This window comes from Rhizobium sp. FKL33, from assembly GCF_005222915.1.
Lineage (GTDB): Bacteria > Pseudomonadota > Alphaproteobacteria > Rhizobiales > Rhizobiaceae > Rhizobium_E.
Map to the genome: position 1 here is coordinate 47,058 of NZ_STFX01000010.1, position 15,164 is coordinate 62,221.

Genomic DNA, 15,164 nt, shown 5'->3' on the forward strand with positions numbered 1-15,164 from the left:
GCTCAGCCCGCCTTTATAAGTTCGCGCGCCACGATCAGCTTCTGCACTTCGGTCGCGCCTTCATAGATCCGGAGTGCGCGGATTTCCCTATAGAGGCTTTCGACGATCTCGCCTGTGCGGACGCCGCGACCGCCGAACAGCTGCACGGCGCGGTCGATCACGCTTTGCGCCGTCTCTGTCGCGGTCATCTTGGCCATGGCCGCTTCCTTGGTGGTCGGCAGTTTCTGGACATCGCGGCGCCAGGCGGCGCGATAGGTCAGCAGCGCGGCCGCATCGATGCCGGTCGCCATGTCGCCCAGCGAAGCCTGGGTCAGTTGCAGATCGCCAAGGGTCGCGCCGAACATCTTGCGGTTCTTGGCATGCGCAAGCGCCTCATCCAGCGCCCGCCGGGCGAAGCCGAGCGCGGCGGCCGCGACCGAGGCGCGGAAAATGTCGAGCGTGCGCATGGCGATCTTGAAGCCTTCGCCCGGCGCGCCGAGCCTGCGCGACGCCGGAATGCGGCAGCCGTCGAAGCGGATGGTGGCGAGCGGATGCGGCGCGATCACGTCGATACGCTCAGCGATCGAGAAGCCGGGATCATCGGCGAAAACCACGAAAGCCGAGATGCCGCGCGTGCCCGGGGCTTCGCCGGTGCGGGCGAAGACGGTGTAGACATCGGCGATGCCGCCATTGGAAATCCAGGTCTTTTCGCCGTCGAGCACATAGCTGTCGCCATCCTCGCGCGCAGCGCAGGCCATGGCGGCGACATCGGAACCGGCTTCCTTTTCCGACAGTGCGAAGGCGGAGATCCATTCGCCTGAGGTCACTTTTTGAAGAACGGCGGCTTTCAGCTCGTCCGATCCCGAGAGACCGATCGCGCCTGTGCCCAGGCCCTGCATGGCAAAGGCGAAGTCGGCGAGACCGTCATGCCAGGCAAGCGTTTCGCGCGCGAGGCACACCGAGCGAGAGTCGATTGCAGTTTTGCCCGCGTCGCCGGTGGCAAGGCCCAGAAGCCCTACCTCACCCAGCCGCCTGACGAGGTCGCGGCAGGCATTGTCGGTGTCATGGTGATCGACAGACGCCAGTGCGCCGCTTGCGGCGAATGCGTCCAGCCGTTCCGCGACGGCGCGATGTTCCGAACCGAAAAATGGCCAGTCGAGATGGTCGCGGGTGGGGCCTGTAAGCGTCGACATCAGTTGCCCTCGTAGACAGGCTTGCGCTTGGCGGCGAAGGCCTCGAAGGCGCGGCGGAAATCGCCTGTCGCCATGCAGATCGCCTGCGCCTGGGCTTCGGATTCGATCATTTCATCGATGCCCATCGCCCATTCCTGGTTCAGCATGGTCTTGGTGACGCCATGGGCGAACCAGGGGCCATCGGCGATCGAACGCGCGAGATCCGCCGCTGCTTTATCCAGATCTTCGGCGGCATGCAGGCGATTGAAGAAGCCCCAGCGTTCGCCTTCCTCGGCGCTCATGAAGCGGCCGGTATAGAGCAGTTCCGCGGCGCGTCCCTGACCGATGATGCGCGGAAGAATGCCGCAGGCGCCCATATCGGCGCCGGCGAGACCGACGCGGGTGAACAGAAACGCCGTCTTGGCCTCAGGCGTTGCCAGCCGGAGGTCCGAGGCCATGGCGAGGATCGCGCCCGCGCCGGCGCAGATGCCGTCGATGGCGGCGACGATCTGCTGCGGGCATTTCTTCATCGCCTTGACGAGATCGCCGGTCATGCGGGTGAAGGCCAGGAGGTCCGGCATTTTCATGCGCGTCAGCGGCTCAATGATCTCGAACACGTCGCCGCCAGACGAGAAATTGCCGCCCGCGCCCTTGAGAATGATCGTCCTGACATCGGAGGCGTAAGCGAGATCGCGGAAGAGATCGCGTAGTTCCGCATAGCTTTCGAAAGTCAGCGGGTTCTTCTTGTCCGGCCGGTTCAGCGTCAGCGTCGCCACCCGTCCGTCGCCGTCGGCGGACCACAAGAAATGCTTGGGGGCATAGTCTCGGAAGGGGCGGAGATGGCCGCTCATGCTCGCCTGTTCGTTGCTCATCCTGTCATGACCTCTCCGCCGGCGATGGCGATCGCCTGGCCTGTGATTGCATCTGCGCCGGGCGACGCGAGCCAGAGAACCGCGTCCGCCACCTCTTCCGGCTTCACCAGCCGCCCTTGCGGATTGGACTTGGTGAATTCGGCCAGCGCCTGTTCTTCCGTCCGGCCGGTCTTGGCGACGATTTCGGCGATCGAGCGGGCGATAATCGGCGTATCGGTAAATCCAGGGCAGACGGCGTTAACGGTCACGCCCTTCTTGGCGAGCTCCAGCGCCAGTGACCGGGTCAGGCCGACCACGCCATGCTTCGCCGCGCAATAGGCCGAGACATAGGCATAGCCGGTGAGCCCCGCGGTCGAGGCGACATTGACGATGCGCGCGCCCTTGCCGAACGCCTTGAGATCGGTAAGCGTCGCCTGCGTGACGTTGAAGACGCCGGTGAGATCCACCGACAGGACATGTGTCCACATGTCGAGCGTCGTCTTCTCGAACGGCGCGCTCGGCGCCTCGCCGGCATTGTTGACGAGGATGCTCACGGGGTCAAAGGCGGCGCGGGCAGTCTCCAGACCTGCCGCAATCGCCTTGGGATCCGTCACGTCGAACCCGGGCAGCACGAGGGTGACGCCTTCGGGGAAATCCCGCGCCAACGCTTCCAGCGGCTCCCGGCGACGGCCTGCCAACGTGACCCTCGCGCCGGCCTGCACGAGACTGCGCGCGATGGCCGCGCCGATGCCGCTGCCGGCGCCGGTGACGAGAGCGTGACGTCCTTCAAGTGGAGACGACATCGCTTACTTCGCTCCGCCGGCGGTCTGCTGGGCGCGAACGAGATTGGTCTCGTATTGCGCCTTGCCGGAGTAATACTGCTTCGGCCAAGGCACCGAGTGAAGCCCGATCTTGGCGGCTTCATGCAGCGCCCAGGCCGGATCGGCGAGATGCGGACGGGCGACCGCGCAGAGATCGGCGCGGCCAGCCGCAATGATCGAATTGGCGTGGTCGGCTTCCGAGATTGCGCCCACGGCAATGGTGGGGATGCCGACTTCGTTGCGGATCTTGTCGGAGAAAGGCGTCTGGAACAGACGGCCGTAAACGGGCTTTTCCTCCTTCCAGACCTGACCGGACGAGCAGTCGATCATGTCGGCGCCGGCTTCCTTGAACATCGCGGCGAAGATTGCGGCGTCCTCGGGCGTGTTGCCGCCGTCGAACCAGTCATGGCAGGACAGGCGCACCGATATCGGCTTGTCCTCCGGCCAGACCTCCCGGATGGCCTTGAAGACTTCCAGCGGATAGCGGGCGCGGGCGGCGTGATCGCCGCCATATTCGTCGGTGCGGCGATTGGTGAGCGGCGACAGGAAGCTCGACAGCAGATAGCCATGCGCGCAATGGAGTTCGAGCCAGTCGGCGCCGGTGGTCGCGGCCAGTTGCGCGGCGCGGACATGGTCCTGCAGCACCCGGTCGAGATCGGCGCGATCCATCGCCTTCGGCGTCTGGCTATGCTTGAGATAGGGAAGGGCGGAGGCTGACATTAGCGGCCATGAACCCTCTTCGAGCGGCTGGTCGATGCCGTCCCAGGCGAGCTTGGTCGCGCCCTTGCGGCCGGCATGGCCGATCTGGATGCCGACCTTGGCGGGCGAATTGAAATGCACGAATTCCACAAGCCGCTTCCAGCCGTCCGCTTGCTCCTCGTTCCAGAGACCGAGGCAGCCGGGCGTGATCCTGCCATCCGGCGAGACGCAGGTCATTTCGCCAAACACGAGGCCGGCGCCGCCCATGGCGCGCGAGCCGAGATGGACGAGATGGAAATCGTTGATCAGGCCGTCCTTGGCCGAATACATCGCCATCGGCGACATCACCACGCGGTTCGGCAGCGTCACGTTGCGGACCGTGAAGGGCGTGAACATCGGCGGCAGGCAGCGGTCGTTCGCCGCAGCTGGGAGGCCGGCCTTGCGGGCGAACCAGCGCTCATAGCCTTCGAGCCAGTTCTTGTCGCGGAGACGCAGATTTTCATGGCTGATGCGCTGCGAACGGGTCAGCATCGAATACATGAACTGCTCGGGCTCCAGCGTGTCGGCGTAGCGGCGGCCGACCACTTCGAACCATTCCATGGCGTTGCGCGCCGCGTTCTGGATGCGGGCGACATCGACACGGCGGATCTCTTCATAGCTCGCGAGAACGGCAGGGATCTTTGCCTTGTCGTGGCCGGCCTTGTTGAACTGGTTGGTCAGTTCGATCGCGTCGTCGATGGCGAGCTTGGTGCCCGAGCCGATGGCGAAATGGGCGGTATGGGCGGCGTCGCCCATCAGCACGACATGGGAATTGCCGTTGAAATGGCTCCACTTGCCGCAGATCAGGCGATTGAAATTGAGCCAGGCCGATCCGCGCAGATGCCGCGCATTGGTCATCAGTTCGGCGCCTTCCAGCACCTCTGAGAACAGGTCTTGGCAGAAATCAATCGAGCCCTGCTGATCGAGCGCGCCCAACCCATGCTTCTCATAGGCTTCTTCGGTGGTTTCGACGATGAAGGTCGAGGTCTGGTCGTCGAACTTGTAGATGTGCGCCTGGAACCAGCCATGGTCCGTCTTGCGGAAATCGAAGGTGAAAGCGTCGTAGAGTTTGTTGGTGCCGAGCCAGATATAGCGGTTCGGCCGCGTGACGAGATCTGGCTGGAAGACTTCAGGATAATGATTGCGGACCTTGGAATTGAAGCCGTCGGAGGCGATGATCAGGTCGGCGTCCGGGAAGTCGAGGTCGCTGTCGACGTCGGTTTCGAACTTTAGTTCGACTCCGAGCGCTTCGCAGCGGCGCTGCAGGATGTTGAGCAGCTTCTTGCGGCCGATGCCGACAAAGCCATGGCCGGTTGTGCGCTGGCGCGTGCCCTTGAACAGGACTTCGATATCGTCCCAATGGTTGAAGGCGTCCTGGATTTCGGCGGCGCTTTCCGGATCCCAGACCTTCATTGCCTGCATGGTGGCGTCGGAAAACACCACGCCCCAGCCGAATGTGTCATAGGGGCGGTTGCGCTCGACCACGGTGATGGAATGCGACGGGTCGAATTTCTTCATCAGCAGGCTGAAATAGAGCCCGGCGGGGCCGCCGCCAATACATACGATCCGCATTTCGGTTCCCTCTTTCCCATCGAGAGCATGTCGCTCTAATATTTTAAGATTAAAGTAAATTGACGGACTGCGTCTGTCAATGCGGCGACATCGCCCTTGCGCAGATATTTTAACATTAAAATATCGAAACGTAAGACGGTCGAAAGCCGCCCGGAAACATACGCGGGCGGCTGATGCTCGGATTGTGAACCCGGGTCAGGCAGCGAGTTTTTGCAGATAGGCGTCTGCCTCTTCCGGAACCGCGAACCACGGGAAAAAGTCGCGGGGATCGTTGAAGCCGTTGGCGATGCGCTTTGCCAATGCCGGGAAGGCCTGCGCCGAGCCCATGATGTTGAGCACATGCGGCGGAGGCGGCTGCAGCAGCGCATTGGTCCAGCCCACGACGAACTGCGCATAGGCCCAATAACTGTCGAACGCGCCTTGCATGAAGGCGGCGTCGAAGGGCCGGTCTTCCTGCGCGAGAATGGCGTCGAGATAGGCTTTCGCCGCCTTCGACGCGTTGTTCGAGCCCTGGCCGGTGATGGGATCGTTGAGGCAGACCGCATCGGCCATTCCCAGCACCAACGCGCCCGATGGCAGGCGACCGATCGGCTTGCGCACTGTGGGGGCAAAAGCGCCGGACAATACGCCATTGGCGTCAGTGAGGCTGATGTCCCGGCAGCGCTCCGCCTCCCAGGGCAGGAAGGTCTCCAGCACCCATTCCGATCGCGCCAGATGCGCCTCCGGCGATGTCACGTCCTTCCAGCAATCCATGGGGCCGCCGGGAATGCCTTCGAACACCATGATGTCGCAGGGACCGCTGACCGTCAGCGCCGGAAACACGAAATATTCACCCACCGTCGGAATGAGATTGAAGTTGACGGCGGAATGATCCGGCCGGGGTTGCATGCCATGCACATAGGTCAGCGCCAGCGCCCGCTGCGGCTTGTCGAAGGGTGATTTCTCCGGGTCGCGTTCAAACAGGCGGGCAATATCGCCCTTGCCGGCGGCGGCGATGACGAGATCCGAGTTTTTGGCATAGGCTTCGAGATCGTCGATGCCGGCGTCATGAATGCTGAGATTGCCGCCACGCCGCGAAAACTCCTCCATCCAGCGCGGAATTTTCACCCGTTGGTCGACGCTCTGCGCAGGCTTGTCGAGCTTGCCGTTCCAGTCCAGCGCTTTGCCGGAGCCATCGGGGGCGGGGACGCAGAAGTTGATGGACTCGACGGTCGGGCACTCCCCAACCCAGAAATTCAGGCCGATGTCGCGCTCGTTCTGCAAGGCGGCGTCGAACATGCATTGGCTCGACAGGACCTTGCCGTTGCGGATTTCGTCGGCGCTGCGGTTCTGAATGATATCGACTTCATAGCCGTGGCCCAGCAGGGCGCAGCCGAGCTGCAAGCCGGATTGGCCGCCGCCGACGATGGTGATCTTGCGTGATGCGCTCATAGTCTAGTTCCCTCTTTTTTGATTGATGATCAGGCGCGTTCATTCCATGAGTTTGGGGATGGCTGGCACATTCTGCTCCGGGCCCATGGCGGTGTAGCCTCCGTCGACGCGGATATCGGTGCCGGTGATGAAGCTGGCATTGTCGGAGAGCAGGAAGGCCACCGCTTCGCCCACTTCGGCGCCGTCGCCTGTGCGACCGAGAAGATGGAAGGGCGCGGCGACCGCATCGGTCTTGGCGCGGTCATTGCCGGTCAGTTGCACCATGATGTTGCTCCAGGTCCAGCCGGGAGAGACGGCGTTGACGCGGATGTCGTCGGGCGCCAGATCCATGGCCTGATTGCGCGTCAATTGCAGGATGGCGGCTTTCGACACCGGATAGACCCAGCGGCCGGTTTGTGCGACACGGGCGGAAATCGAGCCGAAATTGACGATCGCGCCCTTGTTGGCCTTGAGATGCGGCCGCGCCGCCTGCATCAGCATCACCGAGCCGACGATGTTGATGTCCAGCGCCTTCAGCCAATCCGCTCGGCTCGTTTCTGCGCCATTGTCGAGATAGGTGCAGGCGACGTTGACCAGGAAGTCGAGACGCCCCGTCTGTTCGACGGCGCCGGCGACCAGGGCCGCGACATCGGCGTCGCTGGTGACGTCGGTGCGGATGAAAGACGCCTGCGGGCCAAGTTCCGCAACGGCCGAGTTGCCCCCGTCTTCATCGATATCGGCGATCACGACTTTGGCGCCGTAACCGATCAATGTCGCCGCCACGGCGCGGCCGATCAAGGTCGCTCCGCCGGACAGAATTGCTGTTTTCCCTGCCAATCCACGCATGATGTTCCCCTTTTCTTGATGCGGATGCTGGTGTTTGCTGTGGTCTTGAACCTCACGCCGCCGCGAGCGTCGTGGTGAACTGGCCCGCCACATAGACGAGCGGCTCGGCGTCCGCGGCTTCGATGAGCGTGCGGCGAACGCTGCCGATCAGGATGACATGGGTGGCGAATTCCACCGCCTGTTCGAGCTGGCAATCGAAGGCGGCGATTGCGCCTTCCAACACCGGCGCGCCGGTTTCCGCCGTTCGCCAGGCGCCGATATTGAAGCGTTCGCCGGCGGCAAGCGCCGTTCGGCCTGCAAAGGTTTCGGCCACATCCTGCTGCGTCCGCGAGAGAATGTTGACACAGAAGGCGCCGCTGAGCGGGGCGACCTGGCCGACCCAGGTCTCCCGGTTGATGCAGGCGACAACTGAGGGCGGGTCTGCCGTCAGCGAGCAGACGGCTGTGGCGGTGACGCCGCGCCATTCGCCATCGGGCGTGCAGGCGGTCACCACCGTCACTGCGCCTGCCACCTGCCGCATCGCTCTTCGAAATTCGTCTTTGTCCATGACTGCGAGCCTCCTCCCGGCCGGCGCCATGCGCCAGATCCGGCGTCCATGCATTTTAAATTTAAACTAATGGCATGATCGCGCCGTCGAGGTCTTGACGACAATCCAGATTGCGCAGACCATGATCCAGATCCGGCAAGCGCATTGAAAATCGTCGCTGCCGGCGGATCGCGCCGGAGAAAGCCCATGTCGCCTTCAGACACGCCGCTGTCCCGATTTGTCGCCGTCGACACGCGCTCGGCCGATGAGGCGCGAGACGCCGTGGGCCGCATCTTTTGCCCGCATTTCCTGAGCCCGCTCGGTCGCGCCGATCAGGGTTTCCACGCTCGCCATCATTCTGCGCCGCAGACGGGCTATTCGGTGAACTTTGTTTCCTACGGCGCCGATGTGGACATCGATCCGGGAGAACTCGAACGTTTCTATCTGGTCCAGCTTCCGCTTCGTGGGCAGGCGCGGGTCCGTTGTGGCACGCTCGCGGTCGAGGCTGACGCCGGACGCCGCGCGTCTATCCTCTCGCCAACTCTTTCGACGCGGATGACTTGGAGCGAAGGCTGCGAAAAGCTGATCGTGCTGATCGATCGCGAGGCTTTGGAAACACAGTTCGAAAGCCTGACGTATGAGGCCCGCCGCTCCGTTCAATTCAACACTGGGATCGACTTCGAAACGCCTTCGGGTATGGCCGTGGGACGTCATGCGGAGATGATGTTGGCTGCGGCGGAAGCAGGGGCCGCCATGCCGGACGCCTATCGGGTTTTGTTGCGGGATGGCTTGATCACGCTGCTCTTGACCAGCCAGCCGAGCAGCGTTTCCTGGGTCTTTTCACGACCTGCGCGTGGCGCCGATCCGATCGCGGTGCGGCGCGCCCAGGATTTTATGGCGGAGAATGCCCATCGCGCCATCGCCATGGCCGATATAGCCGAGGCGGCGGGCACACCCTTGCGGTCTCTCCAGGACGCCTATCGCAAGGCGCGGGGCGTGACGCTGTCCGAAGGGTTGTTGTCGCTGAGGCTCGATCTGTTCCGCGCCTCACTCCTGTCACGCGACAAGACCTGTTCGGTGGCGGAGGCTGCATTTACGGCTGGTTTCGGCCATCTCGGACGCGCCGCTGCCGCCTATCGCCAGCGTTTCGGCGAAGCGCCGTCCGACACGGTCAGACGGCGCTCCTGATCCCGGCTTATTCGGCGGGCTTCTTCGGATCCCAGAGCTTGGTTTCTGCGGTCTTCTCGTAAGCCATGCCATTGGGATAGCTGATCGCCTCGAATTGCAGGCCCCAGGGCGCCTGGAAATAGAGGATGGTCTGGCCAGCGGCCGGGCCTTCGGAGATCGGGATGGGACCAAGCCGCGTCGCGACACCCTTGGAATCGAGATAGGCCTTGGCGGCGGCGACATCATCGACATAGAAGGCGATGTGGAAGGCGCCGATATCGCTGTTCTTCTGCTTGATTTCCTTCTGGTCCGGAGCGGCGTATTCGAATAGTTCAATATTTGAGCCGAAGCCGCAGCGCATCAGGGTGATCTGCTTGATCACGGTCTTGGGATCGACGCCGAGCGCGTCCTCCATGAATTTGCCCTTGTCATCGCCGATCGGGCCGAAGGACATGGCCTTCTTGCAGCCGATGACATTGGAGAAGAAGTCCACGGCCTGTTCGAGATTGGGCACGGTCACGCCGGTATGATCATGGCCGCGCACGCCCGGGATCATGTCGGCCTTTGCCGCCGTCGCCCCGAGCAAAGATAAAATCGCTGCGCTGAAAATGCTGATCTTCATGGTCATTCCCCTCTGATTGCGGGCAAGGCGTCGCACTTCACCGGAACCCGCGTTTCCGGCGTGGCGTGAGTTGGAATGGATCCATGCGACGGCCGCGAGCGCGGCCGGGTGTTCAGGCGTCTTCGACCAGGCTTTCGCGCTGGAGCCAGTCGGGATCGATTTCCGGCAGCGGAATGGCGTCGAGAAGGGCGCGGGTATAAGCCGTGCGCGGCGCAGAGAAGACCTGCTCGCAAGGACCTTCCTCGACCACCTTGCCGAACCGCATCACATAGACACGGTCACAGACCGCACGGATGACCGAGAGGTCGTGGCTTATGAAGGCCATGGCGAGCCCGAGATCACGGGAGAGATCCTTGAGCAGATTCAAGACCTGCGCCTGGGTCGAGACGTCGAGGCCGGAGACGATCTCATCGGCCAGCACGAAATCGGGCCGAAGCAGCGCGGCGCGGGCGATGCCGATACGTTGGCGCTGGCCGCCCGACAGTTCATGAGGGCTGCGCTCCAGCACGATCCTGGGCAATGTAACCCGGTCTAGGATGTCCAGAACGAGTTTTTCCGCCTGCCTGCCGTCCTGCGCCAAGCCATGCAGCAGCAGCGGCTCGACGAGAATGCGGCGGATCGAGTGGCGCGGGTTGAGGGAGGCCATCGGGTCCTGGAAGATCATCTGCATGCGTCGGCGCAGAGGCCGCGTCTGCTGGTCGGGCAGATGGGTAATGTCGGCGCCGTCGAAGCGGATCTCGCCCGCGGAGACATCGACAAGCCGCAGCAAAGCCCGGCCCAACGTGGTCTTGCCCGAACCGGATTCGCCGACAATGCCGACGGTCTCGCCGCGTCCAACGGTGATGTCGACGCCATGCAGTACGCGATGGCCGGGGCTGCGGATGAGGCCGCGGCCCGCGCCATAGGTGACTTCAATGCCTCGGGCGACAAGCAGGTTTTCGGTCATCGGCTGATTCCGATCTCGGCGCGGAGTTGTTCGAACACGCTTTGCGGCACCGGCTCCAGCCCGGCGTCTGGCCGGTCGTAGCGTGGGCCGGCGGCGATCAGCGCCTGGGTGTAGATATGCCGCGGCGTCGTCAGCACCTCGGCGGTCGATCCCTGTTCGATCACCTTGCCGGCATAGAGCAGCGTGACGCTGTCGCAGATCTGGGCGACGACGCCGAGGTCATGGGTGACGAAGATCACGCCGGTGCCATGGGCCTGCTGCATGGATCGGATCAGGCGGAGGATCTGCTTCTGCACGGTCACATCGAGCGCGGTGGTCGGCTCATCGGCGATGACCAGCTTGGGTTCGAGCGCAAAGGCGTCGGCGATCAGCACGCGCTGGCGCATGCCGCCGGAGAGCTCATGCGGATAGCTGCGCAGCACCCGTTCGGGGTCGCGGATATGCACTTCTTCCAGAAGTTTCGCCGCGCGGTCATGGGCCTCGCGGATCGACAGCCCCCGCCGCATCCTGAGCCCATCGGTCAGTTGCGCTTCGATGCGCCGACCCGGATTGAGCGCCGTTTGCGGATCCTGCGGGATCAGCGAGATTTCGCTGCCCATGATCTTGCGGAGTTCGTGCGCCGGCAGCGTCAAGAGATCGCGGCCTTCGAAGCGGATCGCGCCGCCGGTGATGCGCACCGTGCGGGGCAGAATGCCGAGCAGCGCCTTGGCGATGGTGGACTTGCCGGCGCCGCTTTCGCCCACGAGTCCGCGGACTTCGCCGCGCGTCAGGGTGAGCGAGACGTCGCGAAGAATGGGCGCGCCGTTTTCGCGTTCGGAGACGGCCGACAGACCGGTAATGGAGAGGAGCGGATCGGTCATCGGCGCATCATCGGGTCAAGGGCGCGGCGCAGGCCGTCGCCGAGTTGATTGAAGGCGAGCACGGTGAGAAACAGCATCACGAGCGGCGCGAGCAGCACCCACCAGCCCTGATAGATGATCGTGCGTCCCTGCGCGATCATCGCGCCCCAGGTCGGCGTATCGGAAGACACCGACAGGCCGACGAAGGACAGGATAGCCTCGACGATCACCGCGATGCCCATTTCCAGGCTGATCAGCGCGATGATGACAGGCGCGACATTCGGCAGGATTTCCTTGAGCAGGATATGCAGCCTAGAAAAGCCGATCGTCCGGGCCGCCGTGACATAATCCAGTTGCGCCTGCGCCAGCGTCTCGGCGCGGACGACGCGACAGAAGCGCGTCCAGTCGATGATGACGATGGCTGCGATGACCGAATGCACGCCCGAGCCGAGCACGGCGACCAGCAGGATCGACAGCAGCACCGGCGGAAACGCCATCCAGATATCGACCAGCCGGGAAATCACCAGATCGACCCAGCCGCGATACCAGCCGGCGAGAAGCCCGAGCAGTGAGCCGAGAAGTGCGGCAAGCCCGGCGGCGACAAAGGCGACAAGCAAAGCGATGCGCGCGCCGTGGATGACGCGGGACAACACATCGCGGCCGAGATCGTCGGTGCCGAGCCAGTAGCCGGGCTCAGCGCCGTCCATGCCGGCAGGCGGCAAGGTTCCGAGCATCAGATCCTGTTCCAGCGGATCCTTCGGCGCGATCCACGGGGCAAACAGCGCCAGCACGATGAGCAACAGAATGAAGCCGCCGCCGAAGATGACCTTCGGCTCCTTCAAGAGAGCGCGGAGCGACTTAGCCATGGGCGAGCCTCGGATTGAAGGCCGCCACCAAGAGGTCGACGCCGAGATTGATGAGAATGAACAGCGCGCCGAAGGTCAGGACCAGACCCTGGATCAGCGGCAGGTCGCGATTGATCACCGCATCGATCGCCATATTGCCGATGCCGGGATAGGCGAAGATGCGTTCGACAATGACGGTGCCGCCGATCAGGAAGGTGAATTGCACGCCTGTCAGGGCGATCGTCGGGCCGACGGCATTGCGCAGCGCCTCCTGTAGGATCAGCCGCAGCGTGGATTTTCCCTTGAGCCGGGCGAGCAGGATATAGTCCTGCACCATGGCTTCCAGCAGCGCTTCCTTCAGCACGCGGGCGATGATCGCCGCCAAGGGCAGGCCGAGAGCCAGAACCGGCATGATCATATGGGCGGAGATGTCGATCAAAGCCGAAACGTTGAGCGTCAGCAGGCTTTCGAGCAGATAGAAATGCGTGACGAAATTGGTCTCGACGCTTGGATCCATGCGGCCCGACAGCGGGAAGACCGGATAAAAGACGCCGAAGATCAGGATCAGCGCGAGCGCCCAGATGAAATCCGGCACCGCGAGCACCGTGCCGTTGATGGTGTCGACCACCGGTTCAATCAGAGTGCGGCGGACCAGCGTGCCTGCTATCGCCACGGCGCCGCCGACGACGACGGCGAAGACCAGCGCGGCGGCCGCGAGCTCCAGCGTCGCCGGCAGGCGTTCGCCGAGCAATTCCAGCACATTGCGGCGGAGCGAGATCGACGTTCCGAAATCGCCCGACAGCGTAGCCTTCAGCCAGATGACGAACTGGCTGAAGATCGAACCGTCGAGCCCGTAATTGGCGCGCAATTGCGCGATCTGTTCCGGGGTTGCGCCGGGAGAAATCATCATGGCGATGGGATCGCCGGGAACGACGCGAAGAAGAACGAACACCACCACGGCGACGCCCAGAAGAGTGACGGCGGCGAGGAGGACGCGGTTGAAAACCGACAGGACAAGCAGCGGCATGAAAATTTGAGCCTCAGGCGCGACGACCCAGCGCGCGGCCGGCATGCGGCGCGCCTCCAGGCCAAAGAGCGGGTAAAAGGTCCGGGCGATTTCCCGCCCGGACCTCTTCAATCAGGCCTTTGACACCAGGACCGGCTGAAGCGCGCCGGACACATTCGGGGTGACCTTCAGCGTGGACTTGTAGACGATGGGCTGGGCATATTGCAGCAGCGGGATCACATAGCCCTGTTCGGCGATATATTTATCGACCGCCTTCCAGCCCGCGATGCGCTTGGCTTCGTCTTTCTCGCCCCAGAGCGGTCCGATCATGCCGTCGAGATCGTCGGTGTTCCAGACCGAATGCGGCGAGGGGCCGAACATGGCGAAGCCGGTGGAGGTGGTCGGATCGCCAATCGCATTGCCCCAGTTGTAGAAGGCGGCGGGGGCGAGCTGATCGGCGGCGCGAAGCTCGTAATGCTTGGCGATTTCGTAGACTTCGATTTCCGCTTCGATGCCGACCTTGCGCCACATGCCGACGATGGCCTGAACCATCTCGTAATCCTTCGGCTTGAGGCCGCGGGTGGTCTGGATCTTGAACTTGGCCGGCTTGTCGGTGGAGTAGCCGGAATCCGCCAGCAGCTTCTTGGCGAGTTCGGGATCGTAGGGCACCTTGATCGAGGCGTCGTAAGCCGAATATTCAGGCGCTTCGAGCGTATCGATCGGCACGCCATAGCCGCGCAGCAACCGCTTGACGATCGCGGCCTTGTCGATGGCGTGATGGGCGGCGAGACGAACGTTCTTGTCGTTCATCACCTCGATATTGTTGAGGAAGATCATGCCGATGTCGGAGATCGGGGTCGCGACGCCGGCAAGGCCTTCCTTGGCTTTCAGGCGGTCGAAATCCTCATAGGGGATTTCGAGCGTGATGTCGGACGAGCCGGATTCGATTTCAGCGACGCGGCTGGTGCTGTCGGGGGTGAACTTGAAGATCACCGTCTCGAACGCCGGCTTGCCGCCCCAATAATTCGGGTTCGCCTTGAGACGCAGGAAGGCGTTGCCTTCATAGGCGTCGACCATATAGGGGCCGGTGCCGACAGGCTTCTTCTCGAAGCCTTCCGCGCCGACTTTTTCGTAATAGGCCTTCGGCAGCACGTAGCCGGTCAGGAAGGCCATCCACATGAAGAAGGTCGGCTCGAACCGCAGCACGTCTGCCGTGATCTTGTTGCCGTCGATCTTGTAATTTCCGGCGGTCGACCAGACGAACTGGATCGGGTTGCCGGTCTTCTCATTTGCGGCGCGTTCGAGCGACCAGACCACGTCTTCCGCCGTGAACGGCGAACCGTCATGCCAGGTGACGCCTTCGCGGACGTCCATCCAGAGCTTGGTCTTGTCGTCGTTCCAGCCCCAGGCGGTCAGCAGACCCGGCTGGAATTTCAGGTCCGGCGCCTGCCCGACATATTGGTCGAACACAGAGCGATAGATTGCCTGGATCGTCGGATTGACGGCGGAGGGGCCGACCGTCGGATCGAAGGACGGCAGGTTGACGTTGAAGGCGATGGTCAGCGTGCCGGCTTCGGCTGCCTGGACGGGCAATTTGCCGGCCAGAACGCTGGACAGGAATGCGGCTGCGCCCAGACCCAGTGTCTGGCGGCGTGTCAGTTCAGTCATGATTGGCTCCGTTGTTCCCCAGTGTTCCGCCGGATCCAACCACCCGACGGCAGGCATTATTTGCTCGGAATGTTTTAATCTTAAAATTAATTTTCGACGCTTGGCAAGCGGATTTTTTGGCGCGAGCGGCTTTCGCCGTTCATGGGCCGAAAAAGT

At 63.1% G+C, this 15,164-nt stretch carries 14 protein-coding genes; 1 reads left to right on the forward strand and 13 read right to left on the reverse strand.

Going from position 1 to position 15,164, the window contains the following annotated elements:
- Positions 1-2: 2 nt before the first annotated feature.
- From E8Q41_RS07850 to E8Q41_RS07880, 7 genes are all read right to left on the reverse strand, one after another.
- A complete protein-coding gene (locus E8Q41_RS07850) occupies positions 3-1,172 on the reverse strand; it encodes an acyl-CoA dehydrogenase family protein (RefSeq protein WP_137154973.1) in 1,170 nt (389 codons plus the stop codon).
- Positions 1,172-2,023 carry an enoyl-CoA hydratase family protein gene (locus E8Q41_RS07855; RefSeq protein ID WP_137154974.1) on the reverse strand — a complete coding sequence of 284 codons (852 nt, stop codon included), beginning with the start codon at positions 2,021-2,023 and terminating at the stop codon, positions 1,172-1,174. The genes E8Q41_RS07850 and E8Q41_RS07855 overlap by 1 nt, the downstream gene beginning before the upstream one ends.
- The gene (locus tag E8Q41_RS07860) at positions 2,020-2,805 is read right to left on the reverse strand and encodes an SDR family NAD(P)-dependent oxidoreductase (protein WP_137154975.1); all 786 of its coding nucleotides are present in this window, start codon (positions 2,803-2,805) and stop codon (positions 2,020-2,022) included. The genes E8Q41_RS07855 and E8Q41_RS07860 overlap by 4 nt, the downstream gene beginning before the upstream one ends.
- Before the next feature lie 3 nt (positions 2,806-2,808).
- Complete coding sequence (locus E8Q41_RS07865; RefSeq protein ID WP_137154976.1) at positions 2,809-5,133, reverse strand: bifunctional salicylyl-CoA 5-hydroxylase/oxidoreductase; 2,325 nt, start codon at positions 5,131-5,133, stop codon at positions 2,809-2,811.
- Positions 5,134-5,328: 195 nt separating this feature from the next.
- Positions 5,329-6,564 carry a styrene monooxygenase/indole monooxygenase family protein gene (locus tag E8Q41_RS07870; protein WP_137154977.1) on the reverse strand — a complete coding sequence of 412 codons (1,236 nt, stop codon included), beginning with the start codon at positions 6,562-6,564 and terminating at the stop codon, positions 5,329-5,331.
- A 39-nt stretch (positions 6,565-6,603) separates the two neighbouring features.
- Complete coding sequence (locus tag E8Q41_RS07875) at positions 6,604-7,389, reverse strand: SDR family oxidoreductase (RefSeq protein WP_137154978.1); 786 nt, start codon at positions 7,387-7,389, stop codon at positions 6,604-6,606.
- A 52-nt stretch (positions 7,390-7,441) separates the two neighbouring features.
- Positions 7,442-7,936 carry a flavin reductase family protein gene (locus E8Q41_RS07880; RefSeq protein ID WP_170976404.1) on the reverse strand — a complete coding sequence of 165 codons (495 nt, stop codon included), beginning with the start codon at positions 7,934-7,936 and terminating at the stop codon, positions 7,442-7,444.
- A gap of 186 nt (positions 7,937-8,122) precedes the next feature.
- Here E8Q41_RS07880 and E8Q41_RS07885 point away from each other — a divergent pair, with 186 nt between their 5' ends.
- The gene (locus E8Q41_RS07885; protein WP_137154980.1) at positions 8,123-9,103 is read left to right on the forward strand and encodes an AraC family transcriptional regulator; all 981 of its coding nucleotides are present in this window, start codon (positions 8,123-8,125) and stop codon (positions 9,101-9,103) included.
- Between the two features lie 7 nt (positions 9,104-9,110).
- Here the strand turns inward: E8Q41_RS07885 and E8Q41_RS07890 are convergent, their stop codons facing one another.
- The 6 genes from E8Q41_RS07890 to E8Q41_RS07915 all read right to left on the reverse strand — a co-directional run bounded on the left by E8Q41_RS07890 (position 9,111) and on the right by E8Q41_RS07915 (position 15,008).
- Positions 9,111-9,704: a VOC family protein gene (locus E8Q41_RS07890; protein ID WP_137154981.1), complete on the reverse strand. Its 594-nt coding sequence runs from the start codon at positions 9,702-9,704 to the stop codon at positions 9,111-9,113.
- A gap of 112 nt (positions 9,705-9,816) precedes the next feature.
- Positions 9,817-10,650 carry an ATP-binding cassette domain-containing protein gene (locus tag E8Q41_RS07895; RefSeq protein ID WP_137154982.1) on the reverse strand — a complete coding sequence of 278 codons (834 nt, stop codon included), beginning with the start codon at positions 10,648-10,650 and terminating at the stop codon, positions 9,817-9,819.
- The gene (locus E8Q41_RS07900) at positions 10,647-11,510 is read right to left on the reverse strand and encodes an ABC transporter ATP-binding protein (RefSeq protein ID WP_137154983.1); all 864 of its coding nucleotides are present in this window, start codon (positions 11,508-11,510) and stop codon (positions 10,647-10,649) included. Before E8Q41_RS07900 ends, E8Q41_RS07895 begins: the two co-directional genes overlap by 4 nt.
- Positions 11,507-12,355 carry an ABC transporter permease gene (locus tag E8Q41_RS07905; RefSeq protein ID WP_137154984.1) on the reverse strand — a complete coding sequence of 283 codons (849 nt, stop codon included), beginning with the start codon at positions 12,353-12,355 and terminating at the stop codon, positions 11,507-11,509. The genes E8Q41_RS07900 and E8Q41_RS07905 overlap by 4 nt, the downstream gene beginning before the upstream one ends.
- Positions 12,348-13,361, reverse strand: coding sequence for an ABC transporter permease (locus tag E8Q41_RS07910; protein WP_137155124.1), 1,014 nt, complete (start codon positions 13,359-13,361; stop codon positions 12,348-12,350). The genes E8Q41_RS07905 and E8Q41_RS07910 overlap by 8 nt, the downstream gene beginning before the upstream one ends.
- 111 nt (positions 13,362-13,472) lie before the next feature.
- The gene (locus E8Q41_RS07915; protein ID WP_137154985.1) at positions 13,473-15,008 is read right to left on the reverse strand and encodes an ABC transporter substrate-binding protein; all 1,536 of its coding nucleotides are present in this window, start codon (positions 15,006-15,008) and stop codon (positions 13,473-13,475) included.
- Positions 15,009-15,164 lie beyond the last annotated feature (156 nt).

Coding starts and splice junctions, on each gene's coding strand:
- E8Q41_RS07850 (WP_137154973.1), bottom strand. CDS start 1,172: ATGTCGACGCTTACAGGCCCCACCCGCGACCATCTCGACTGGCCATTT.
- E8Q41_RS07855 (WP_137154974.1), bottom strand. CDS start 2,023: ATGAGCAACGAACAGGCGAGCATGAGCGGCCATCTCCGCCCCTTCCGA.
- E8Q41_RS07860 (WP_137154975.1), bottom strand. CDS start 2,805: ATGTCGTCTCCACTTGAAGGACGTCACGCTCTCGTCACCGGCGCCGGC.
- E8Q41_RS07865 (WP_137154976.1), bottom strand. CDS start 5,133: ATGCGGATCGTATGTATTGGCGGCGGCCCCGCCGGGCTCTATTTCAGC.
- E8Q41_RS07870 (WP_137154977.1), bottom strand. CDS start 6,564: ATGAGCGCATCACGCAAGATCACCATCGTCGGCGGCGGCCAATCCGGC.
- E8Q41_RS07875 (WP_137154978.1), bottom strand. CDS start 7,389: ATGCGTGGATTGGCAGGGAAAACAGCAATTCTGTCCGGCGGAGCGACC.
- E8Q41_RS07880 (WP_170976404.1), bottom strand. CDS start 7,936: ATGGACAAAGACGAATTTCGAAGAGCGATGCGGCAGGTGGCAGGCGCA.
- E8Q41_RS07885 (WP_137154980.1), top strand. CDS start 8,123: ATGTCGCCTTCAGACACGCCGCTGTCCCGATTTGTCGCCGTCGACACG.
- E8Q41_RS07890 (WP_137154981.1), bottom strand. CDS start 9,704: ATGAAGATCAGCATTTTCAGCGCAGCGATTTTATCTTTGCTCGGGGCG.
- E8Q41_RS07895 (WP_137154982.1), bottom strand. CDS start 10,650: ATGACCGAAAACCTGCTTGTCGCCCGAGGCATTGAAGTCACCTATGGC.
- E8Q41_RS07900 (WP_137154983.1), bottom strand. CDS start 11,510: ATGACCGATCCGCTCCTCTCCATTACCGGTCTGTCGGCCGTCTCCGAA.
- E8Q41_RS07905 (WP_137154984.1), bottom strand. CDS start 12,355: ATGGCTAAGTCGCTCCGCGCTCTCTTGAAGGAGCCGAAGGTCATCTTC.
- E8Q41_RS07910 (WP_137155124.1), bottom strand. CDS start 13,361: ATGCCGCTGCTTGTCCTGTCGGTTTTCAACCGCGTCCTCCTCGCCGCC.
- E8Q41_RS07915 (WP_137154985.1), bottom strand. CDS start 15,008: ATGACTGAACTGACACGCCGCCAGACACTGGGTCTGGGCGCAGCCGCA.